The sequence below is a fragment of the Paenirhodobacter populi genome (assembly GCF_004022215.1).
In the GTDB taxonomy this organism is placed as follows: domain Bacteria; phylum Pseudomonadota; class Alphaproteobacteria; order Rhodobacterales; family Rhodobacteraceae; genus Rhodobacter; species Rhodobacter populi.
The window spans coordinates 33,509-55,082 of the sequence record NZ_SAUZ01000024.1; the positions used below are offsets into that span (position 1 = coordinate 33,509).

Here is a 21,574-nt window from a genome sequence, read left to right on the forward strand (position 1 = left end):
GAGTGTTTCACGTGAAACATTTTGACGTCATCGTTGTCGGCGGCGGTCATGCCGGGACCGAGGCGGCGCATGGCTCGGCCCGTATGGGTGCGGAAACGGCGCTGGTCACCTTGCGTCGCGATGCAATCGGGGTGATGTCCTGCAATCCGGCGATCGGTGGGCTGGGTAAGGGGCATCTGGTTCGGGAAATCGATGCGCTGGATGGCGTGATGGGCCGTGCGGCGGATTTTGCCGGGATCCAGTTCCGGCTGTTGAATCGCCGCAAGGGACCGGCGGTGCAGGGACCCCGGACTCAGGCAGACCGCAAGCTTTATCGCGAAGCGATGCAAAAACTGACCGACGATCAACCACACCTGACGGTGATTGAGGGTGAGGTCGCGGATCTGATCGTGACCGAAGGAAAGGTTTCAGGCGTTATCCTGGCCGATGGCAGTCAGCTGGCGGCGGGTGGCATTGTGCTGACGACGGGGACCTTCCTGAATGGTGTGATCCATATCGGCGACCGGCAGAAGCCGGGCGGGCGAATTGGAGATCAGCCGTCGGTTGCACTGGCGGCCCGGTTGCGCGATCTATCCTTGCCACTGGGGCGGCTCAAGACCGGCACCCCGCCGCGTCTGGATGGGAAGACGATTCGCTGGGATATCCTGGATAGCCAGCCTGGTGACGACGATCCGGAAATGTTCAGCTTTCTGCATGACAAGCCATTCGTCAGGCAGGTTTCCTGCGGAATCACGCACACGAACGAACAGACGCACGACATCATCCGAGAAAACCTTAATCGTTCGGCAATGTATGGTGGGCATATTTCGGGCGTCGGGCCGCGCTATTGCCCGTCGATCGAGGACAAGGTTGTCCGCTTCGCGGATAAGAATGCGCATCAGGTCTTTCTGGAGCCCGAGGGGCTGGATGACGATACCATTTACCCCAACGGGGTTTCGACTTCGCTGCCCGAGGATGTGCAGGAACGCTATATCCGGTCGATTCGTGGTCTTGAAAATGTCCGGATCCTGCAGCCGGGCTATGCGATTGAATATGATTTCGTCGATCCGCGCGCATTGAAGCCGACGTTGGAGTTGCGCGACCTGCCGGGTCTGTATCTGGCGGGCCAGATCAATGGCACGACCGGGTATGAAGAAGCCGCCGCTCAGGGGCTTGTTGCCGGCCTGAATGCGGCGCTGTGCGTTCAATCGCGCGATCCGATGATCTTCAGCCGGACCAGCAGCTATATCGGGGTCATGATCGACGATCTGGTGACCCGTGGCGTGTCCGAACCCTACCGGATGTTCACATCGCGTGCGGAGTTCCGGCTTTCTCTGCGCGCAGATAACGCGGACCAGCGCCTGACGGGCGTGGGACTCGCGCTTGGATGCGTTGGGGAGGAACGGCGGCGGAGCTTTTCCGACAAGATGGAGAGGCTTTCCGCGGGCAAGGATCTTCTCGCGTCGATCGTTCTGACGCCGAAAGAAGCCGCGTTGCGGGGTCTGCGGGTCAATCAGGATGGCGCTAAAAGGAGCGCCTATTCGCTTTTGTCCTTCCCTGATATCGATTTCAGCCAACTCGCGGCCGTTATCCCTGAACTTGGGGCGATGGATCCGAAAATCGGTGAGCAACTTGCGCGGGACGCACTCTATGCGCATTATATCATCCGGCAGGAAAACGATATCGCCGCGCTCAAGCGTGATGAGGATTGGGTGATTCCGGACGATTTCGATTACTCCGCGCTTTCGGGCTTGTCGAACGAGCTGAAGCTCAAGCTTGGCCGGGCGCGACCGCAGACATTGGCTCAGGCGGGACGGATTGACGGAATGACGCCCGCGGCGCTCGCGCTGATTCTTGCGCGGCTGCGGCAGGGTAGGCGGGCTGCGATCGCATGAGCGAAAAGGCCGAATTTCTGAAATCCGTGGATGTTTCACGTGAAACATTGGAGCGTCTTGAGGGGTTTGAACAGCTCCTGATCAAATGGAATGGGGCGATCAATCTGGTCTCGCCGCATACGATCAGGCAAATCTGGAGCCGTCACTTCCTTGATTCCGCTCAGATTTTCGATCTGTCAGAGGGACGGAGTGGCCTTTGGATGGATATTGGCAGTGGCGGGGGATTTCCGGGGCTGATCGTGGCCATTCTGGCGGCGGAGAAACGTCCGGACCTATCGGTTATGCTGGTTGAGAGCGATCGCCGAAAGGCGGCATTTCTGACGACGGCCGCCGTGAAGCTCGGCCTCAAGGTGACCGTCAAAGCCGATCGGATCGAGGCACTGCCGCCAGCCAATTGCGACATTCTCAGCGCCCGGGCCTTGGCGCCGCTGTCGGACCTTCTGGGATATGCTGCGCGACATCTTGCGAAGGATGGCATTTGTCTTTTCCCAAAAGGCATCCGGTGGCGGGATGAGCTTGCCGAGGCCGCGAAAAACTGGTCATTCTCCCATGAACAGTTTCCAAGCCTTACCGACAAAGACGCCGTGATCCTGAAGATGAAAGAGCCCGTCCATGTCTGATCCGCTGCGTCAAAGGCGATCCAGAATTGTCGCGGTCACCAACCAGAAGGGTGGGGTGGGCAAGACCACGACGGCGATCAACCTGGCCGCGGCGCTGATCGAACACGGTAAGCGCGTGATTCTCGTCGATCTGGACCCGCAGGGAAATGCGTCGACCGGACTGGGGATTGAGCCGGACAGCCGCGATTTCACCAGCTATGACCTGCTGATAGATGCTGTGCCGCTTGCCTCGGTCATTCAGAAGACTGCGATTGACGGTTTGATGATCTGTCCGGCGACCACCGATCTGTCCTCGGCAGATATGGAGCTGGTTTCGAACGAAAAGCGCAGCTTTCTGCTGCACGATTCGCTCCGCCAGCCTTTGGTCGATGACCTTGATGTAGACTATATCTTGATAGATTGTCCGCCGTCCCTCAACCAGTTGACGGTCAATGCGATGGTTGCGGCCGATTCGGTGCTTGTGCCGTTGCAGGCGGAGTTCTTTGCGCTCGAAGGTCTGTCGCAACTGATGCTGACGGTGCGCGAGGTTCGCCAATCCGCCAATCCGGACCTGCGGATCGACGGAATCGTGCTGACAATGTATGATGTGCGCAACAACCTTTCGCAACAGGTCGAGGCAGATGCCCGCGCGACCCTGGGCGAACTGGTATTCCGGACGATGATTCCGCGCAATGTCCGCGTATCCGAGGCGCCGTCCTATGCGATGCCGGTTCTGAGCTACGATTCCTCCTCGCGCGGGGCCGAAGCCTATCGGGCCTTGGCGCGCGAATTCCTTGCCCATCATGCGGCGCAGACGAAGGGATAAAAGATGAACGACAAAAAGCCGGAACGTCGCGGATTGGGCCGGGGCCTCTCGGCCCTGATGGCGGATGCCTATCTGACCCCGGCGGATGTCGATGCGGCGCCGCGCAGGCCGGAAACCCATCTTCCGATCGAGATGATCGAGCCCAATCCGGACCAGCCGCGCCGCACCTTCGACCCGGAGGCGCTCGATGAACTTGCGGCCTCGATCCGCGAAAAGGGCGTCATCCAGCCGCTGATCGTTCGCAAGCATCCGCACAAAGATGGCCATTACGAAATCGTTGCCGGCGAACGCCGCTGGCGCGCCGCGCAAATCGCGCAATTGCACGAACTTCCGGCCATCGTTCGCGATCTGAGCGATACCGAGGTTCTCGAAGTCGCCATCATCGAAAACATCCAGCGCGCCGATCTGAACCCGCTGGAAGAGGCGCTCAGCTATCGCCAGCTCATGGACCGTTTCGGCCATACGCAGGAAAAACTGGCCGAAGCGCTTTCAAAAAGCCGCAGCCATATCGCAAACCAGCTTCGTCTGCTGCAACTCCCTGACGAAGTTCAGGATTTTCTGCGCGACGGCAAGCTGACGGCGGGTCATGCGCGGGCGATGATCACTTCGGCAGACCCTATCCGTCTTGCGCGCGAGGCTGTTTCGCGCGGGCTTTCGGTGCGCGAGGTCGAACGTCTGGCGCAGAAGCCCCGCGAGACCGGCGCAAAATCCAACCCCGCTCCCACGCGCAACAAGGATGCTGATACCGTCGCGCTGGAAAACGATCTGAGCGCCGCTGTCGGTCTCAAGGTCTCGATCATGCCTAAATCGGCACAAAGCGGGCAGTTGGTGATTTCCTACGCCGATCTGGATGAACTTGACCGCCTGTGCCAGCTTCTCAGCAGTCACTGAAGCTCAGGGCATCAGCTCGCGGATCACACCATTCAGCACGGCGCGGCCCTCGGCGGTCGCACGAATCCGACCGGAATCGTCACTAATCAGGCCCAATTCCTGCAGATCGCGGATCTTGTCCTGCGGCAGATCGCGGCCGGAAAGGGCGCGATACCGCAGCGGATCGATCCCTTCGGCCAGTCGCAGCCCGAACAGCAGAAATTCGATCGCCTGTTCGTCACGGGGCAGGGCTTCGCGCGGCAGCTCCCCGCATCTGTCCCGCTCGACCATCTCCAGCCATGCTCCCGGTGCCTTCGGCGTTGTCGTGGCGTGGCGCTGGCCGGCAAGCGTCAACCGTCCATGCGCACCGGGGCCGATACCGGCATAATCGCCATAACGCCAGTAGACCTCATTGTGCCGGCATTCCGCGCCTTCGCGGGCGTGGTTCGACACCTCATAGGCGTGCAGGCCGGCGCTGTCGCAAATTTCCTGCGTGCGCAGATACATATCCGCGCCCAGATCCTCGTCCGGCAGACCGGGCAGTTTGCCGATCGCCGCGCGGCGGCCAAAGGCTGTGCCTTCCTCGATCGTCAGTTGATAAAGGGAGAAGTGATCCACCGCCATGCCGATCGCCTCGCGCAGCTCCGCCTCCCATGCGGCAAGATCCTGCTCCTGCCGGGCATAGATCAGATCGAAGCTCACCCGCTGGAAATGCGTCCGCGCGATGTCAAAGGCCCGGCGCCCCTCGGCAGCGGTGTGCATCCGGCCAAGGCGACGCAGGTCGGTGTCGTTCAGCGCCTGCATTCCCATGGAAATCCGGTTCACCCCGGCCTCGGAATAGGCTCTGAACCGGCCGGATTCGATACTGGTGGGGTTCGCTTCCAGCGTCACTTCCAGATCGTTCGACAACCGCCAGCGGGCGCGGATACGGTCCAGAATGGCGCTGACCAATTCCGGCTCCATCAGCGAAGGTGTCCCGCCGCCGAAGAATACGGTGTTCAGGATACGGTCGGGCACCTCCGCCGCAACCCTGTCGATCTCGGCCAGATAGGCGGCCTGCCAGCGGCGTTGGTCAATCGCCGCCGAGACATGACTGTTGAAGTCGCAATAAGGGCATTTGGCGGCACAGAAGGGCCAGTGGAGGTAAAGGCCGAACCCTCCGTGCCGCCAATCCTCGGTCATCCGCGCAGCGCCGTGACTTCGATTTCGATTTTCATCGCCGGATTCACCAGCCCTGCCACGATCATCATCGCCGCCGGGCGAATCTCGCCGAAGGTCTCCGACAGGGCAGGAATGATCGCCTCGACATAGGACGGATCGGTGATCACGTAATTCGCCCGCACCACGTCGGACAGGCTGAAGCCCTGCGCCTCCAGCACGCCCCGAATGGTCGCCAGCGCGTTGCGGGCCTGATCCAGAACGCTGTCGGGGAAGGTTCTTGTCACCGGATCCGCGCCCGTGGTCCCGGCGACAAAGCACCAGTCGCCCTGCATTACGGCCCGCGAATAGCCCAGCTTCGGCTCATAGGGCGAGCCGCTGGACACATTCCTGCGCCCGCCAAAGCAGGTCACCAGCTTGCGGAAGGCATTGGCGCGGTGGCTGATCCGGTTCTTTTCCGCTGGTTCCATCTCGCCAAAGGTGATGTCGTAACCGTCGGGCTGGAACATCGGGTCATAGCCATGCCCATGCGTGCCGCGCATCGGCCAGACGAGCTGGCCCTCCACCTTGCCGTCGAAGATCTCGTCATGCCCATCGGGCCAGGCCAGAACCAGCGTCGAGCGGAACCGGGCGGTGCGCGGAAACGGCGCCGCGATCTTTTCGCATTCGGTCCAGGTCTTGGTCATCGCCATGGTGAAATCGCGCCCGTTCGGCGTTTCGGCCCAGTCGGCGGTATAGACCCCCGGGGCACCGCCAAGGGCGTCGACCTCGATCCCGCTGTCGTCCGACAGCGCCGGCAGGCCGGTCGCCTGCGCCGCCGCATGGGCCTTGATCCGGGCGTTTTCGGCAAAAGTAGTGCCTGTTTCCTCGGGTTCCGGCAGATTGAAATCGGCGTTCGACTTCACCTCGATCCCGTAGGGCGCCAGCAGCGCCCGCATCTCTTCGACCTTGCCCGCGTTATGCGTCGCGAAGAGCAGCGTCTTGCCGGTGAACTTCCTCATGCCACGGCTTCCTTCTGCGCGGCGACGAGTTTGGCGATCCCCGCTTCGGCCAGATCCAGCAACTGGTTCATCTGGTCTCGGGTGAAGGTCGCGCCCTCGGCTGACATCTGCACCTCGACCAGCTTGCCCGCGCCGGTCAGGATGAAATTGCCGTCAACGCCGGCCTCGCTGTCCTCGGCATAGTCCAGATCGGCCACCGCCTGCCCGGCGTAGATGCCGCAGGAAATCGCCGCCACGTGGTCGAGGATCGGGTCCGAGGAGATCACGCCGGCCTTCAGCAGCTTGTTCACCGCCAGACGCAGCGCCACCCAGCCCCCGGTGATCGAGGCGCAGCGCGTCCCGCCATCCGCCTGAATCACGTCGCAATCGACGACGATCTGCCGTTCGCCAAGCGCCGAGCGGTCAACGCCGGCCCGCAAGGACCGCCCGATCAGCCGCTGGATTTCCTGCGTTCGGCCGGATTGCTTGCCCACCGCGGCTTCGCGCCGGGTGCGGGAATTGGTGGCGCGCGGCAGCATGCCGTATTCCGCCGTGACCCAGCCGAGCCCGGTGCCCTTCAGGAAAGAGGGCGCCTTTTCCTCAAGCGTGGCGGTGCACAGCACATGGGTGTCGCCGACCTTGATCAGGCAGGATCCCTCCGCATGTCTGGTGATGCCGGTCTCGATTGAAATCGTGCGGATTTCGCCTAGATTCCTGCCAGAAGGGCGCATGATCGTTCCTTTCGAAGAGTTTGCCTCATTTGAGGCGAGGAAGGCCGCGATGCAAGCCCGAAGGCACGATTGACCTGATCGTGTCTTGGGCTTTAATGCTGGCAATGAAGAACGTGATGGACGACCAGACCAGATTGCTGTCCGACCTCAATGAACGCTCGCGTGAAGTCTTTCGCCGGGTGGTCGAGGGCTATCTGGAAACCGGGGATCCGGTCGGATCGCGCACCCTGACCCGGCAGTTCAGCGAAAAGCTGTCCGCCGCGACGATCCGCAATGTGATGCAGGACCTTGAATACATGGGGCTTCTGGGCAGCCCGCATGTTTCCGCCGGACGGGTTCCGACGCAGCTGGGCCTGCGGATCTTCGTCGACGGCTTCATGGAGATGAGCGAGCTTCACGCCCGGGACCGACAGGCGCTGGAGGCGACACTGGGCGAAAGCGACCCGGATGTCGGCTCGCTGCTCGATCGGGTCAGCGGCGCGCTGTCGGGGCTGACGCATGGGGCGAGCATCGTTCTGGCGCCGAAACACGAAGCGGCGATCCGGCATATCGAATTCGTCTCGCTCGGGCCTGACAGGGCGCTGGTGGTGCTGGTCTTTGCTGACGGACAGGTCGAAAATCGCGTATTCACTCCGCCGCCGGGGCAGACGCCGTCCTCGATGCGCGAGGCGGCGAATTTCCTCAACGCACTGGCCGAGGGGCTGACGCTCGCCGACCTGCGCAAGCAGATCACGGCCGAGATCGCCTCGCGCCGGCAGGAACTGGATACGCTCGCCTCGGCGCTGGTCGAAAGCGGTCTGGCGCAATGGGCCGACAAGGGCGAGTCCTATGAACGGCTGATCGTGCGCGGCCAGTCGAACCTTCTGGATGCCGAGGGCGATATCGACCGGGTCCGCAGCCTGTTCGACGATCTGGAACGCAAGCGCGACATCGCCGAATTCCTCGATCTGACCGAGAAAGGCGACGGTGTGCGCATTTTTATCGGCTCGGAGAACAAGCTTTTTTCACTTTCGGGTTCCTCTGTCGTCGTCTCTCCCTATATGAACGCTGAACGCAAGATCATCGGGGCGATAGGGGTTATCGGGCCGACACGGCTCAACTACGGACGCATCGTGCCGATCGTGGATTTCACGGCGCAGCTTGTCGGGCGCGTTCTGTCCGGCAAAAGGGTAGGACCATGAGTGAAAAGAAAGACGAGATGCTCGAAGATCAGGAGCAACTGAACGAACCGCTGGCCGAAGATTCGGTGGACGAAAGCGGTGAACTGGAAACGCTGCGCGCCGAGCGGGATGAATTCAGGGATCGGTTCATGCGGGCGCTGGCGGATGCCGAGAATGCCCGCAAGCGCGCCGACCGCGACCGCCGCGAGGCGGAAAACTACGGTGGCTCGAAACTGGCGCGCGACATGCTGCCGGTGTTCGACGCGCTGAACCGCGCGCTGGATGCGGCGGGCGAGGATGTGCGCGCCGCGGCCCCCGCGCTGATCGAGGGCGTGGAACTGACGCAGCGCGAACTGCTGAACGTCTTCAAGCGCCACGGCATCGTCGCCATCACGCCCGTGGTCGGCGACCGTTTCGATCCGCAGCATCACGAGGCGATGTTCGAGGCGCCGGTTCCCGGCACCAAGGCGGGCGACATCATTCAGGTGATGGACAACGGCTTCATGCTGCATGACCGGCTGCTGCGTCCGGCGAAGGTCGGCGTGAGTTCCACACCGAAAAGCTGACCGATGGCGGGCGGGGGGCGCTGCCCCCATCCTTGCGGCAAAGCCGCAAGGATTCCCCCGGGATATTTATGGAAGAATGAAGATCAGGGGGCTTCCTTCAGGAGCCCCCTGAGTTCGTAAAGCGCCTCCATCGCCTGTTTCGGCGTCATCTCGTCGGGATGGAGGGTGCGCAGGCGCTCCTCGACCTTCGACGGTGCGGCGGGCGCGGGCGCCGGTTTCGCCACCGAGAACAGCGGCAGGTCGTCGATCACCATCTGCTTCTTCGACCCACCCTCGCGGTCGCCGGTTTCCAGCGCGTCGAGAACGATCCGCGCCCGTGACACGACCGAGGCGGGCAGGCCCGCCAGTTGCGCCACCTGCACGCCGTAGCTGCGATCCGCTGCGCCCTTGCGCACCTCGTGCAGGAAGATCACCTCGCCTTCCCATTCCTTGACGCTGACGGTGGCGTTTTCCACGCCGTCGAGCTTGCGGGCGAGTGCGGTCATTTCGTGGTAATGCGTGGCGAAAAGCGCGCGGCAGCGGTTCGCGCCGTGCAGATGTTCCAGCACCGCCCAGGCGATCGACAGCCCGTCATAGGTGGCCGTGCCGCGCCCGATTTCATCCAGAATAACCAGCGCCCTGTCATCCGCTTGATTGAGAATTGCCGCGGTTTCCACCATTTCCACCATAAAGGTGGAACGTCCCCGCGCCAGATCGTCCGCCGCGCCGACGCGGCTGAAAAGCTGGCTCACCAGCCCGATATGCGCGCGCCGCGCGGGAACGAAGCTGCCCGCCTGCGCCAGTAGGGCGATCAGCGCGTTCTGCCGCAGGAAGGTGGATTTCCCCGCCATGTTCGGCCCGGTCAGCAGCCAGATCGCCGGCGTGGCGCCGGAGGTCAGGCCACAGTCGTTGGCGATGAAGGATTCACCCCGGCGTTTCAGCGAGGCCTCGACAACCGGGTGACGGCCGCCTTCCACCTCGAAGGCGCGGCTTTCGTCGATCAGCGGCTCGACCCAATCCTCCCCGGCGGCAAGATCGGCGAAAGCCGTGGCAAGGTCGATTTCGGCAAGCGCCCGGGCCGCCTCGCCGATCGGACCGGCATGGGCGAGGATCGCGGATTTCAGGCTGTCATACAGGCGTTTTTCAATCTCCAGCGCATGGGCGCCGGCGTTCAGGATGCGGGTTTCCAGCTCGCTCAGTTCCAGCGTGGTGAAGCGCACCTGATTGGCGGTCGTCTGCCGGTGGATGAACCGTTCCGACAGGGGCGGCGCCAGCATCCGTTCTGCATGGGTCGCCGTCGTCTCGATGAAATAGCCCAGCACGTTGTTGTGCTTGATCTTCAGCGAGGAAATCCCGGTGTCCCCGATATACTGCGCCTGCATCCCGGCGATGACGCCGCGCCCTTCGTCGCGCAGCTGCCGCGTCCGGTCCAGTTCCGTATCATAGCCCGCCGCGATGAAGCCGCCATCGCGTGCCAGCAAGGGCGGCTCGGCCACCAGCGCGGCATCCAGCAGCGCCACGAGGTCCTCATGCCCGGTCAGGGCGCGGGCCGCCTCGGTCAGCAGGGCGGGCGCGTCCGGGGGCAGCCGCCCGGCGATATGCCCCGCCTGCGTCAGCGCCGCCCGGATCGAAACCATGTCGCGCGGCCCGCCCCGGTCCAGCGCCAGCCGCCCGAGCGCGCGGTCCATATCCGGCGCGCGCTTCAGATCGGCGCGCAGATCCTCGCAAAAGCGGCTCTGTTCCAGCAGAAAACGCACCGCATCGTGCCGCGCGCGGATCTGTGCCAGATCGCGCGACGGCGCCGAGATCCGCCGTTCCAGCAGCCGCGCGCCCCCCGCCGTCACCGTCCGGTCGATCACCGACAGCAGCGATCCCTCGCGCCCGCCCGACAGCGCCTGCGTCAGTTCCAGATTGCGCCGGGTGGCGGCGTCGATCTGCATCAGGGCGCCGGCTTCCTCGCGCACCGGGCGGCGCAGCAGCGGCAGCTTGCCCCGCTGCGTCAGGTCCAGATAATCGACGATCGCCCCAAGCGCCGAGACCTCGGCCCGCGAGAACCCGCCGAAAGCGTCGAGCGAGCCGATCCCGTAAAGATCCAGCAGCCGCTTTTCCGCCCCCTGACTGTCGAAGCCCGCGCGCGGCACCACCGTCAGCGCGACGCGCATATCCTCGGTCACGGGGCGGCAGTCGGCCTCGCGCATTTCACCCACCAGCAGCTCGCGCGGGGCGAGCCGCGCCAGCTCCGCCCCCAGCCGCACCAGAGGACAGGGCATCACCCGGATCTCGCCCGTGGAAATGTCGACCCAGGCCAGCGCGCCTTCGTCCCGCACCTCGCCCCAGGCGGCGAGGAAGTTGTTGCGCCGCGCTTCCAGCAGGCTGTCCTCGGTCAGGGTCCCCGGCGTCACCAGCCGCACCACGTCGCGCTTCACCACGGATTTGGAGCCGCGCTTCTTCGCCTCGGCCGGGTCTTCCATCTGCTCGGCGATGGCGACGCGGAAGCCCTTGCGGATCAGCGTCAGCAGATACCCCTCGGCGGCAAAGACCGGCACGCCGCACATCGGGATGTCCTGGTCCAGATGCTTGCCGCGTTTCGTCAGCGCGATGTCCAGCGCCGCCGATGCCGCCACGGCATCCTCAAAGAACATTTCGTAGAAATCGCCCATCCGGTAGAACAGCAGTGCCCCCGGGTTCGCCTCTCTGATCGCCAGATATTGTGCCATCATCGGCGTGACTGTCGGTTCGGTCATGATGCCCCCTGATTTGGCGCGACCCTACAAAAGGCGAAAACCGCGTGCAAATCCATTGAGACGTCCGCGGCCCGACGCTAAGGAGGTTCCAGATCCGAGGAGACCCCCATGACCAACAAGAACCGCGTCACGCCCGAGGAGGCGCTGGCCTACCACATCGAACCGAAGCCCGGCAAATACGAGGTCGTCGCCTCGAAGCCGATGGCGACGCAGCGCGACCTGAGCCTGGCATACAGCCCGGGCGTCGCCGTGCCGGTGCAGGCGATCGCGGACCGTCCGGAAACCGCCTATGACTATACCGTCAAGGGCAACATGGTCGCGGTGATCTCGAACGGGACGGCGATCCTTGGCATGGGCAATCTGGGCGCGCTGGCCTCGAAACCGGTGATGGAGGGCAAGTCGGTCCTGTTCAAGCGTTTCGCCGATGTGAACTCGATCGACATCGAACTGGCGACCGAGGACCCGGACGAGATCATCAAGGCCGTCAGCCTGATGGCGCCGACCTTCGGGGGGATCAACCTCGAAGATATCAAGGCGCCGGAATGCTTCATCATCGAAAGCCGGCTGAAAGAGATCTGCGACATTCCGGTGTTCCACGATGACCAGCACGGCACCGCGGTGATCTGCGCGGCGGGGATGATCAACGCGCTGGAACTGTCGGGCAAGAAGATCGAGGATGTGCGGATCGTCCTCAACGGTGCCGGCGCGGCGGGGATCGCGTGCCTCGAGCTGCTCAAGTCGATGGGCGCGCGGCCGCAGAACTGCCTGATGTGCGACACAAAGGGCGTGATCTGGCAGGGCCGGACTGAGGGCATGAACCAGTGGAAATCGGCCCATGCCGCCGTGACCGACGCCCGCACGCTGGAAGATGCGATGAAGGGCGCGGATGTGTTCCTGGGCGTTTCGGCCAAGGGCGCGCTGACGCCCGAGATGGTCAAGACCATGGCCGACAATCCGGTCATCTTCGCCATGGCGAACCCCGACCCGGAAATCACCCCCGAAGAGGCCCATGCCGTCCGCCCGGATGCGATCGTGGCGACGGGGCGGTCCGACTATCCGAACCAGGTCAACAACGTCCTGTGCTTCCCCTATCTGTTCCGTGGCGCGCTGGATATCCACGCCCGCGCGATCAACGAGGAAATGAAGATCGCCTGTGCCCATGCGCTGGCCCGCCTTGCGCGCGAGGACGTGCCGGACGAGGTGGCGATGGCCTATGGCCGCAAGCTGACTTTCGGGCGCGACTACATCATCCCGACGCCCTTCGACCCGCGGCTGATCCATGTGATCCCGCCCGCCGTGGCCAAGGCCGGGATGGATACCGGCGTCGCCCGCCGCCCGATCATCGACATGGAGGCCTATACCCAAGACCTGCGCGTCCGCATGGACCCGACGGCGGCGATCCTGCAGGGCATCCAGTCCCGCGCCCGGCAGGCGCAGGCGACGATGATCTTTGCCGAGGGGGACGACCCCCGCGTGCTGCGCGCCGCCGTGGCATGGCAGCGTGGCGGCATGGGCCGCGCGCTGGTCGTGGGCCGCGAGGCCGATGTGCGCGAAAAGCTGGAAGCCGCCGGTCTGGGCGATGCCTACCGCGAGATCACGGTGGTGAACGCGGCGAATTCCCGGCATCTCGATGCCTACAAGGCCTTCCTGTATGAGCGCCTGCAACGGCAGGGCCACGACGCCGAGGATGTCCACAAGCTTGCCACCCGCGACCGGCATGTCTTTGCCGCGCTGATGCTGGCGCATGGGCATGGCGACGGGCTGGTGACCGGGGCGACGCGGAAATCCGGCTATATCCTCGAACGCATCAACAAGGTGTTCGACGCCAAGCCCTCGGACGGGGCGGTGGGCATCACCGCGCTCCTGCACAACGGGCGGGTGGTTCTGGTCGGCGATACGCTGGTGCATGAATGGCCCGAAGCCGAAGACCTCGCCGACATCGCCGAGGCGGGTGCGATGGTGGCGCGCGGGCTCGGGCTGGAGCCGCGGGTGGCCTTCGCCTCGTTCTCGACCTTCGGCTATCCCGTCTCGGAACGCGCGAGCAAGATGTATATGGCGCCCAAGGTGCTGGACGCGCGCGGGGTCGATTTCGAATATGATGGCGAAATGACCGTCGATGTGGCGCTGAACATGGACCAGATGAAATCCTATCCGTTCTGCCGCCTGACCGGGCCCGCCAACGTGCTGGTGGTGCCGGCGCGGCACGCGGCCTCGATCTCGACCAAGCTGATGCAGGAAATGGCCGGGGCCACCGTGATCGGGCCGGTGCTGACGGGGGTGGAAAAGCCGATCCAGCTGTGCACCACGCGCGCCACGGTGAACGATATCCTGAACATGGCGGCGATCGCGGCCTGCGAACTCGGTCAGGGCAAGTAACGGGGGCGGCGATGACGGTCTTCAACCTCGGGTCGATCAACGCCGATCACTTCTACCGGCTGCCGCATCTGCCGGCGCCGGGGGAGACGCTGGCCGCGCAGGACTATGCGACAGGCCTTGGCGGCAAGGGGGCGAACCAGTCGGTGGCGCTGGCCCGCGCCGGGGCGGAGGTGCGCCATGTCGGCGCGATCGGCGAGGACGGGCGGTGGATGGTTGACCGGATGACCGCGGCGGGGGTGGATTGCCGCCACGTCGCCGAGCTGCCCGGCGCCTCCGGCCATGCGATCATCGAGGTCGAGGCTTCGGGTGAAAACCTCATCATCGTCTATCCCGGCGCGAACCGGGCGATCTCGCCCGGGCAGGCGCTGTTCGCGCTGAATACCGCGCGGGCGGGCGACTGGCTGGTGATGCAGAACGAAACCTCGGCGCAGGTCGAGGCGGCACAGGCCGCCCGGGCCGCGGGGATGACGGTCGTCTATTCCGCCGCCCCCTTCGACGCCGGATCGGTGCGCGCGGTGATCGACCACATCTCGCTGCTGATCGTCAATGAAATCGAGGCGGCGCAGCTGTGCGCCGATTTCGGCGTGACCTTGCAGGAGCTTCCGGTGGCGCGGCTTGTCGTGACACTCGGGGCAAGGGGCGCGATGTGGTATGACCTTGCCGCGGGAACGCAGGTTTCGGCCCCCGCGTTCCACGTGACGCCCGTCGACACGACGGGGGCGGGGGACACTTTCGCGGGCTATCTGGTGGCCGGTCTGGCCGAAGGGCTGCCCCCGGCGGATGCGATGCGGCTGGCTTCGGCCGCGGCGGCGCTGAAGGTGACACGGGCGGGAACGGCCGATGCCATCCCCGCCCGCGCCGAAGTCGAGGCTTTCCTGAAAACTCAGCCGAGCGAATAGCCCGTGCCGCGCACGGTGCGCACGGGATCCGTGCCGCCATGCGCCATCAGCGCCTTGCGCAGACGGCCCACATGCACGTCGATCGTGCGGGTGTCCACGTAGATGTCCCGTCCCCAGACCCGGTCCAGCAACTGATCCCGCGTCCAGACCCGGCCCGGCTTTTCCATCAGCGTGGACAGCAGACGGAATTCGGTCGGGCCGAGCTTCAGCATCTGACCGTCGCGGAACACCCGGTGTTCGCCGGAATCGAGGATGATGTCGTCATAGGCCAGCCGTTCCCCCATCGAGGCCGGCCGCGTCCGGCGCAGCTGCGTGCGCAGGCGCGCCATCAGTTCCACCACCGAATAGGGTTTCACGACGTAATCGTCGGCGCCGGTCTCCAGCCCCCGCACGCGGTCGGATTCCTCCGACCGGGCGGACAGCATGATGATCGGGATCTGGCGGGTTTCCGGGTTCGCCTTCACCCGGCGGCAGATCTCGATCCCCGAGACATTGGGCAGCATCCAGTCGAGCACGATCAGATCGGGCTTTTCCTCGCGTACCATCAAAAGCGCCTCGTCGCCGTTCACGGCAACCGCGACGCGGAACCCCTCGGCTTCGAGATTGTATTGCAGGACTTCGCGTTGGGCCGATTCATCCTCGACCACCAGCACGCAGGGCTGTTGGGCGGGGCTCATGACTTATATCTCCGGGTGGTTGGCAAGGGTCACGCCCTCTGATTTGGGCCGTTCGTCATCCGGAATCTCGCCGGTGACGAGGTAGATCACCTGTTCCGCGATCGAGGTGGCCAGATCGCCCATCCGCTCGATGTTCTTCGCGATGAAATGCAGGTGCATGCAGGCGGTGATGTTGCGCGGGTCTTCCAGCATGTAGGTCAGGAATTCGCGGAAGAGCGCGTTGTACATCTGGTCGATCTCGATGTCGCGCGAACGCACGTCGGCCGCAAGCTTTTCATCGCGCTGGATGTAGCTGTCGATCGCGTCCTTGAGCATCCCCTCGACCGCCAGCGCCATCCGGCGCAGCGCGCTGGTCGAACCGTTGATCTGCTGCATCTGCAACAGGACCTTGGTGCGCTTGGCGATGTTCTTGGAATAATCGCCGACCCGTTCCAGATTGCCGGAAATCTTGATGACCGACAGCGCGATGCGCAGGTCGGACGCCGTGGGGGCGCGCAGCGCGATCAGCTGCGCGGCCTCGGCGTTGATCTGTTCCTCCAGCTTGTCGACGGCCTTGTCGCGCTTGCGCACGGCCTCGGCCAGTTCCTCGTCGCGGGTTTCGAGCGCGGTCGCCGCATCGACGATCTGCGCCTCCACCAGCCCGCCCATCTTGACGACCATCGCCTGAACGGCCTCCAGGTCGCGGTCGAATGCGGAAAGGATGTGTTGGTTTTCCATATCTTCCTCCGTCAGCCGATGCGGCCGGTGATGTAGCTTTCGGTGCGGGGGTCCGAGGGCTTGGTGAAGATCTGCGCCGTATCCCCGTATTCCACCAGGTTGCCGAGGTGGAAGAAGGCGGTCTTCTGGCTGACCCGCGCGGCCTGCTGCATCGAGTGGGTGACGATCACCACCGAGAAGTTGGTGCGCAGTTCGTCGATCAGTTCCTCGACCTGCGCCGTGGCGATCGGGTCGAGCGCCGAGCACGGTTCGTCCATCAGCAGAACCTCGGGCGAGGTGGCGACGGCGCGGGCGATGCACAGGCGCTGTTGCTGACCGCCCGACAGGCCGGTGCCGGGGGCGTCCAGACGGTCCTTGACCTCGTTCCACAGGGCGGCCTTGCGCAGCGAACTTTCGACCACCGCGTCCAGTTCCGCCTTGTTGCGGGTCAGGCCGTGGATCTTCGGTCCGTAGGACACGTTGTCGTAGATAGATTTCGGGAAGGGGTTCGGCTTCTGGAACACCATGCCGACGCGGGCGCGCAGCTGCACCGGGTCGACCTTGCGGTCGTAGATGTCCTCGCTGTCCAGCAGGATCTTGCCTTCCACCCGGCAGATCGGGATCGTGTCGTTCATCCGGTTCAGGCAGCGCAGGAAGGTCGATTTGCCGCAACCCGACGGCCCGATGAAGGCGGTGACCGTCTTGTCGAGGATCTCGATGTTCACATCCTTGATCGCGTGGGAGGCGCCGTAATAGACCTGCACGTCCTTGGCGGAAATCTTGATCTTGGTGGCGTCCACGACTCTCTCCGTAAGTCTCATGTCGTTCATCATATCAATCCTTACCAGCGGCGCTCGAATTTGCGACGCAGAATGACCGCGAGGATGTTCATCGCCAGGAGGAAGACCAGAAGCACGATGATAGCGCCCGATGCCCGTTCGACGAACGCGGGATCCGCACGTTGGGTGAAGTTGTAGACCTGCACCGGCAGGGCCGAGGCGGGGTCGAGGAAGCCTTCCGGCGGGGCGCCGGGATAGTCGCGCACGAAGGCCACCATGCCGATCAGCAGCAGCGGCGCGGTTTCGCCAAGGGCCTGCGCAAGGCCGATGATCGTGCCGGTCAGGATGCCCGGCATGGCCAGCGGCAGGACGTGGTGGAAGATCGTCTGCGTCTTCGACGCGCCGACGCCAAGTGCCGCATCCTTGATCGAGGGCGGCACCGCCTTCAGCGCGGCACGGGTCGAGATGATGATGGTGGGCAGGGTCATCAGCGTCAGCACCAGCCCGCCGACCAGCGGCGAGGACTGCGGCATCCCGGCGAAGTTGATGAACACCGCGAGGCCGAGGATACCGAAGACGATCGACGGCACCGCGGCGAGGTTGGCGATGTTCACCTCGATCAGGTCGGTGAACCAGTTCTTGGAGGCGAATTCCTCAAGGTAGATCGAGGCGGCGACCCCGATCGGCAGCGCCAGCGCCAGCACGATCAGCATCATGTAGGCCGAGCCGAGGATCGCGACGCCAAGGCCCGCGGCCTCGGGGCGCACTTCGGAGGCGTCCGGCCCGGTGATGAAGGCCCAGTTGAACGGCATCGTGATCAGCCCGGCGTCGCGCATGGCCTGCGCCAGTTGCAGCTGTTCGGGCGTGACGTTGCTGTCGAGCTGCGCGCTTTCCATCGTCACGCGGCCCTTGAAGAAGCCGTCGATCCGGCCCCCCGTCCAGGCGTCGAAGCTGATGGTCGAGCCGATCTTCGACGGATCGGCCAGCACGATCTTGCGCAGCTGCGCCGGGGCCTCCTTGGAGATCATGGCCGACACGTCGCGCGCCGACATGCCCTCGGGGATCAGGCCCTTTCCGGCCAGTTCCTTGTTCAGAGCGTCATCCAGAAGCCGGCCATAGGTGATGGTCGTCACCTTGCCCAGTTCCGCCGGATCGCGGTTGCCGGTCTTGTCCAGCACCGCGGGGTCGAGTTCGACCTGCATGACCATCGTGGTCTGGCGGAAGGCGCTGAGCCCCTGGCTGAGCACCGAGGTCAGCAGCACCACCAGCGCCAGCACGCCAAAGGCCACCGCGGCGATCCCATAGGCGCGGAACCGGGTCTCTGCCGCGTTGCGGCGCTTGGTGCGGCTGTCGGTCTTGTACAGCGACGGACGGAAGTCCGCGGCCGGAACCGGAATGTTCGTCGAGGGCGCGGTCATTCATATTGCTCCCGATACTTGCGCACGATGACGAGCGCGAGGATGTTCAGCCCGAGGGTGAAGACGAAAAGCGTCAGGCCGAGCGCAAAGGCCACCAGCGTTTCCGGGCTGGCGAATTCGGTATCCCCGGTGAGCTGGCTGACGATCTTGACCGTGACGGTGGTCATCGCCTCGAACGGATTGAGCGACATCTTGGCGGCGGCACCGGCGCCCATCACCACGATCATCGTTTCGCCGATGGCACGCGAGGCGGCCAGCAGCACCGCGCCGACGATGCCGGGCAAGGCGGCGGGCAGGATCACCTGCTTGATGGTTTCCGATTGCGTCGCACCAAGCCCGTAGGACCCGTCGCGCAGCGATTGCGGCACCGCGTTGATGATGTCGTCCGACAGCGAGGACACGAAGGGGATGAGCATCAGCCCCATCACCACGCCCGCCGTCATCACCGAGCTGGAAGACGATCCGAACCCCATCGGCTGGGCGAAATAGTCCCGCAGCATCGGGCCGACGGTGATCAGCGCGAAGAGACCGTAGACGATGGTCGGGATCCCGGCGAGGATCTCGATCAGCGGCTTGGCGACGGCGCGCACCTTCTTCGAGGCGTATTCCGCAAGGAAGATCGCGGCGAAGATGCCCACCGGCACCGATACCAGGAGCGCGATGAACGAGATATAGAGCGTGCCCCAGATCAGCGGCCAGATGCCGAGGTCGGAGCCGCCGCCGAATTTCGGGTTCCAGGTCAGGCTGAGGAAGAAGTCCTTCGCCGGATAGATGCGGAAGAAGCTGATCGTTTCGAAGACAAGCGACAGGACGATGCCGACCGTGGTCAGGATCGCGATGCAGGACGCGCCTATCAGCAGGACCTTGACGAAGGCCTCGGTCACGTTGCGGGCGCGGAATTCGGGCTGGATGCGCGAGATCGCATAGACGAACCCCGCCAGCGCCAGCGCGAGGACGCCCACCGTCATCATCATCCGGCTGGTGCCGGAGAGGTCGTGATAGGCCTTGCCGGCCGCGAAGACGGCGGGGGTGACATTGGTGCCAAGGGCGACGCCCACCTCGGCCAGACGGCCGCGCACATCCGTCAGGTCGGTGCGCATCGCGGCGATGTCGGCGCTGTTCAGTCCGCCCTTCGCAAGCATCAGGTCGATGCCGTTGGCGATCCGCCGCACATCCGTCATCATCAGCGAGACGGAGGATCCATCAGGCACATCGGCGACATTCAGCATCGCGGAAACCCGCGATTCGATCAGCAGGGGCTGGATCAGCAGCCACGCGGCCAGAAACAAAAGCGCCGGAACGGCGGTGAAAAGGAATACGGTCTGTCCGTAATAGCTGGGCAGCGAATGCAGCTTGCGGATGTCGCCGGCCACTTTCGAGACCGCCAGCCGGCGCCCCGCGAAATAGCCTGCAACCGCCAGCACGATCACGATCAGGGAAAGAAGGCCGATGCTCATGGAACTTTCCGATGAAAAGGGAAAAGTGGCGCCCGGGGGCGCCACCGTCAGATCCTGGTCTTATTGAAGCGGGCCCATCGCGACGTCGTTGGCGACGTCTTCCTGGGTCTTGGCCAGTTCCGGATCGGGAACCAGGCCGTAGGCCGCCAGCGGGCCATCGGGGCCGGCCATGTCATCGGACACGAAGAAGTCGATGTATTCCTGCAGGCCCGGGACCACGCCGATATGCGCCTTCTTCACGTAGAAGTAGAGCGGACGCGACACCGGATATTCGCCCTTGGCGACGGTTTCGACCGAAGGGGTCACGCCGTCCACGGTGGCGACGCGCAGCTTGTCGGTGTTGTTCTGGTAGAACGACAGGCCGAAGACGCCGATGGCGTTCTTGTTCGCCGCGATGCGGGCGAGCGTTTCGGTGTAGTCGCCGTCGATGTCGACGGAAACGCCGTCCTTGCGCAGGTCGTTGCAGGCCTTGGCGGCGTCAGCGGCCTTGGCCTTGTCGTCGGCGCCGGTCGAGGCGGCGGCGAACAGGTCGAACGCGCCCGAGGCCTTGCAGCCCGCGACGATGACCTTTTCATCAAACACTTCACGGGTGCCGTGCTTGGTGCCCGGGATGAAGGCCAGCAGTTCCTGCGCCGGGAAGTCGGCGTTGACGTCCTGCCAGGTCTTGTTCGGGTTGGCGACGAGCGCACCGTCCTTCGCCACGTTCGCGGCAAGGGCGTTGTACCAGTCGGCCGGGGTGTAGGCGAATTGCGGACCATTGATGTCGCTGGCGAAGACGATGCCGTCATAGCCGAAGCGGACTTCCATGATCTCGTTCACGCCGTTCGCCTTGCAGGTGTCGATGTCCGACTGCGAGATGCGCGAGGAGGAGTTGGCGATGTCGATGGTGTTTTCGCCGACGCCTTCGCACAGTTTCTTGCGGCCGGCACCCGAACCGCCGGATTCGACGACCGGGGTGGGGAAGTCGAAGTTTTCGCCGAAGGCTTCGGCGACGATCGTGGCATAGGGCAGCACGGTCGACGAGCCGGCCGTCTGGATCTGGTCGCGGGCATACGAGCCCGTGGCAGACACGGCCACCAGGGCAAGGGCCGAGACGCCGAGTTTCACGCTGTTCATGGATCACTCCTGAATATCTGGGGCCATCATGGCCGCGCACCTTTCCCTAGGCGCACTGCGTGACGCTTATGCAAAAGTAATATGACAGTTGCATGACAGGCGGCACCCCGGATGTGTCATCCGGCCGGAAACGATATATGCGCGCCGGGCGATGTCATTGCCTCGCTGGACAGCCTCTTTCCGGTCCGTCCGGTCGGGATCAGCAGGTCCCGGCGCTGCGGCCTGCTGGCAGAAGACTTCGGGAAGAAGGAAGCCACCGCCTTTGTGAACGGCGACGGCGTTGGCGAGCCTGTGCTTCGCCAACAGGGTGGCCGAGAACGAGAAGTTCACGAAGGCCAAGGCCCGAGGGCGGATTGACGGAGCAGTTGCCGCAGCGATGGCCGTGGGACGGATCATCGCCAGCGAGATGGCACCTCACCCTATGAATCGCGAGGCTCTGCCGTTCTCTGACCTTGGGAGTGCGCGCCACCCATCACATCGGCGCGAGGATAGGATGCCTTAATGCCTGTTCTGCTTGGTCCCGCGAATTCGAGAAGCAAAAGGCCGCCCCGAAGGACGGCCATTTTTCTCTGGTATTCCAGTAAGTTACTGGTGCCGGTGAAGGGACTCGAACCCCCGACCCCATCATTACGAATGACGTGCTCTACCAGCTGAGCTACACCGGCAACC

The 21,574-nt window shown here is 64.1% G+C and carries 18 protein-coding genes, 1 tRNA gene and 1 pseudogene; 8 read left to right on the plus strand and 12 right to left on the minus strand.

All coding sequences use genetic code 11. The features are described 5' to 3' along the window. Positions 1–2 precede the first annotated feature (2 nt). From mnmG to D2T30_RS17995, 4 genes are read left to right on the plus strand one after another with little or no spacing between them, the layout of a single operon-like run. The gene (mnmG, locus tag D2T30_RS17980) at positions 3–1,874 is read left to right on the plus strand and encodes a tRNA uridine-5-carboxymethylaminomethyl(34) synthesis enzyme MnmG (RefSeq protein ID WP_241651327.1); all 1,872 of its coding nucleotides are present in this window, start codon (positions 3–5) and stop codon (positions 1,872–1,874) included. Continuing rightward, complete coding sequence (gene rsmG, locus D2T30_RS17985) at positions 1,871–2,494, plus strand: 16S rRNA (guanine(527)-N(7))-methyltransferase RsmG (protein WP_128210026.1); 624 nt, start codon at positions 1,871–1,873, stop codon at positions 2,492–2,494. The genes mnmG and rsmG overlap by 4 nt, the downstream gene beginning before the upstream one ends. Continuing rightward, positions 2,487–3,299, plus strand: a complete 813-nt coding sequence (locus D2T30_RS17990) for a ParA family protein (protein WP_128210027.1) — start codon at positions 2,487–2,489, stop codon at positions 3,297–3,299. The genes rsmG and D2T30_RS17990 overlap by 8 nt, the downstream gene beginning before the upstream one ends. 3 nt (positions 3,300–3,302) lie before the next feature. Further along, positions 3,303–4,190: a ParB/RepB/Spo0J family partition protein gene (locus tag D2T30_RS17995; RefSeq protein WP_128210028.1), complete on the plus strand. Its 888-nt coding sequence runs from the start codon at positions 3,303–3,305 to the stop codon at positions 4,188–4,190. A 3-nt stretch (positions 4,191–4,193) separates the two neighbouring features. Here D2T30_RS17995 and hemW read toward each other — a convergent pair whose 3' ends face one another. From hemW to rph, 4 genes and pseudogenes are all read right to left on the minus strand, one after another. Further along, complete coding sequence (gene hemW / locus D2T30_RS18000; protein WP_128210029.1) at positions 4,194–5,351, minus strand: radical SAM family heme chaperone HemW; 1,158 nt, start codon at positions 5,349–5,351, stop codon at positions 4,194–4,196. Next, positions 5,348–5,662, minus strand: coding sequence for a Rid family hydrolase (locus D2T30_RS23715; protein WP_241649019.1), 315 nt, complete (start codon positions 5,660–5,662; stop codon positions 5,348–5,350). Before D2T30_RS23715 ends, hemW begins: the two co-directional genes overlap by 4 nt. 63 nt (positions 5,663–5,725) lie before the next feature. Next, positions 5,726–6,328 (minus strand): annotated as a pseudogene (gene rdgB, locus D2T30_RS23400) (RdgB/HAM1 family non-canonical purine NTP pyrophosphatase); the annotation flags it as partial. Then, the gene (gene rph, locus D2T30_RS18010) at positions 6,325–7,038 is read right to left on the minus strand and encodes a ribonuclease PH (RefSeq protein ID WP_128210031.1); all 714 of its coding nucleotides are present in this window, start codon (positions 7,036–7,038) and stop codon (positions 6,325–6,327) included. The pseudogene rdgB and the gene rph, both read right to left, overlap by 4 nt. Before the next feature lie 116 nt (positions 7,039–7,154). On the opposite strand from rph, the gene hrcA reads away from it, so the two are divergent. Both hrcA and D2T30_RS18020 read left to right on the plus strand, forming a co-directional pair. Continuing rightward, positions 7,155–8,219, plus strand: coding sequence for a heat-inducible transcriptional repressor HrcA (hrcA, locus tag D2T30_RS18015; protein ID WP_128210032.1), 1,065 nt, complete (start codon positions 7,155–7,157; stop codon positions 8,217–8,219). Beyond that, positions 8,216–8,764 (plus strand): nucleotide exchange factor GrpE, encoded by a 549-nt coding sequence (locus D2T30_RS18020; protein WP_128210033.1) that lies wholly within the window; start codon positions 8,216–8,218, stop codon positions 8,762–8,764. The genes hrcA and D2T30_RS18020 overlap by 4 nt, the downstream gene beginning before the upstream one ends. Positions 8,765–8,847: 83 nt before the next feature. On the opposite strand, the gene mutS is transcribed toward D2T30_RS18020, so the two are convergent. Further along, positions 8,848–11,487 (minus strand): DNA mismatch repair protein MutS, encoded by a 2,640-nt coding sequence (gene mutS, locus D2T30_RS18025; RefSeq protein ID WP_128210034.1) that lies wholly within the window; start codon positions 11,485–11,487, stop codon positions 8,848–8,850. Positions 11,488–11,595: 108 nt separating this feature from the next. Between mutS and D2T30_RS18030 the strand changes: the two genes are divergently transcribed. Next, complete coding sequence (locus D2T30_RS18030; protein WP_128210035.1) at positions 11,596–13,863, plus strand: NADP-dependent malic enzyme; 2,268 nt, start codon at positions 11,596–11,598, stop codon at positions 13,861–13,863. A gap of 11 nt (positions 13,864–13,874) precedes the next feature. Next, positions 13,875–14,762: a ribokinase gene (locus D2T30_RS18035; protein ID WP_128210036.1), complete on the plus strand. Its 888-nt coding sequence runs from the start codon at positions 13,875–13,877 to the stop codon at positions 14,760–14,762. Here the strand turns inward: D2T30_RS18035 and phoB are convergent. The 7 genes from phoB to D2T30_RS18070 form a co-directional block, all read right to left on the minus strand. Next, positions 14,747–15,439 carry a phosphate regulon transcriptional regulator PhoB gene (gene phoB, locus D2T30_RS18040; protein WP_128180008.1) on the minus strand — a complete coding sequence of 231 codons (693 nt, stop codon included), beginning with the start codon at positions 15,437–15,439 and terminating at the stop codon, positions 14,747–14,749. The two genes, D2T30_RS18035 and phoB, sit on opposite strands and share 16 nt — an antisense overlap. A 3-nt stretch (positions 15,440–15,442) precedes the next feature. After that, positions 15,443–16,156: a phosphate signaling complex protein PhoU gene (gene phoU / locus D2T30_RS18045; RefSeq protein WP_128180006.1), complete on the minus strand. Its 714-nt coding sequence runs from the start codon at positions 16,154–16,156 to the stop codon at positions 15,443–15,445. 11 nt (positions 16,157–16,167) lie between these two features. Continuing rightward, on the minus strand, positions 16,168–16,965 hold the full coding sequence (gene pstB / locus D2T30_RS18050) for a phosphate ABC transporter ATP-binding protein PstB (protein ID WP_128180004.1): 798 nt from the start codon (positions 16,963–16,965) through the stop codon (positions 16,168–16,170). Between the two features lie 11 nt (positions 16,966–16,976). Continuing rightward, positions 16,977–18,332 carry a phosphate ABC transporter permease PstA gene (gene pstA, locus D2T30_RS18055; protein WP_128210037.1) on the minus strand — a complete coding sequence of 452 codons (1,356 nt, stop codon included), beginning with the start codon at positions 18,330–18,332 and terminating at the stop codon, positions 16,977–16,979. Beyond that, positions 18,329–19,789 (minus strand): phosphate ABC transporter permease subunit PstC, encoded by a 1,461-nt coding sequence (pstC, locus tag D2T30_RS18060; protein ID WP_128210038.1) that lies wholly within the window; start codon positions 19,787–19,789, stop codon positions 18,329–18,331. Before pstC ends, pstA begins: the two co-directional genes overlap by 4 nt. A gap of 60 nt (positions 19,790–19,849) precedes the next feature. Then, positions 19,850–20,905, minus strand: a complete 1,056-nt coding sequence (locus tag D2T30_RS18065) for a substrate-binding domain-containing protein (protein WP_128179998.1) — start codon at positions 20,903–20,905, stop codon at positions 19,850–19,852. A gap of 589 nt (positions 20,906–21,494) precedes the next feature. Then, positions 21,495–21,570 (minus strand) — tRNA-Thr (locus D2T30_RS18070). Positions 21,571–21,574: the final 4 nt, after the last annotated feature.

Coding starts and splice junctions, on each gene's coding strand:
- rsmG (WP_128210026.1), top strand. CDS start 1,871: ATGAGCGAAAAGGCCGAATTTCTGAAATCCGTGGATGTTTCACGTGAA.
- D2T30_RS17990 (WP_128210027.1), top strand. CDS start 2,487: ATGTCTGATCCGCTGCGTCAAAGGCGATCCAGAATTGTCGCGGTCACC.
- D2T30_RS17995 (WP_128210028.1), top strand. CDS start 3,303: ATGAACGACAAAAAGCCGGAACGTCGCGGATTGGGCCGGGGCCTCTCG.
- hemW (WP_128210029.1), bottom strand. CDS start 5,351: ATGACCGAGGATTGGCGGCACGGAGGGTTCGGCCTTTACCTCCACTGG.
- D2T30_RS23715 (WP_241649019.1), bottom strand. CDS start 5,662: ATGCAGGGCGACTGGTGCTTTGTCGCCGGGACCACGGGCGCGGATCCG.
- rph (WP_128210031.1), bottom strand. CDS start 7,038: ATGCGCCCTTCTGGCAGGAATCTAGGCGAAATCCGCACGATTTCAATC.
- hrcA (WP_128210032.1), top strand. CDS start 7,155: ATGGACGACCAGACCAGATTGCTGTCCGACCTCAATGAACGCTCGCGT.
- D2T30_RS18020 (WP_128210033.1), top strand. CDS start 8,216: ATGAGTGAAAAGAAAGACGAGATGCTCGAAGATCAGGAGCAACTGAAC.
- mutS (WP_128210034.1), bottom strand. CDS start 11,487: ATGACCGAACCGACAGTCACGCCGATGATGGCACAATATCTGGCGATC.
- D2T30_RS18030 (WP_128210035.1), top strand. CDS start 11,596: ATGACCAACAAGAACCGCGTCACGCCCGAGGAGGCGCTGGCCTACCAC.
- D2T30_RS18035 (WP_128210036.1), top strand. CDS start 13,875: ATGACGGTCTTCAACCTCGGGTCGATCAACGCCGATCACTTCTACCGG.
- phoB (WP_128180008.1), bottom strand. CDS start 15,439: ATGAGCCCCGCCCAACAGCCCTGCGTGCTGGTGGTCGAGGATGAATCG.
- phoU (WP_128180006.1), bottom strand. CDS start 16,156: ATGGAAAACCAACACATCCTTTCCGCATTCGACCGCGACCTGGAGGCC.
- pstB (WP_128180004.1), bottom strand. CDS start 16,965: ATGAACGACATGAGACTTACGGAGAGAGTCGTGGACGCCACCAAGATC.
- pstA (WP_128210037.1), bottom strand. CDS start 18,332: ATGACCGCGCCCTCGACGAACATTCCGGTTCCGGCCGCGGACTTCCGT.
- pstC (WP_128210038.1), bottom strand. CDS start 19,789: ATGAGCATCGGCCTTCTTTCCCTGATCGTGATCGTGCTGGCGGTTGCA.
- D2T30_RS18065 (WP_128179998.1), bottom strand. CDS start 20,905: ATGAACAGCGTGAAACTCGGCGTCTCGGCCCTTGCCCTGGTGGCCGTG.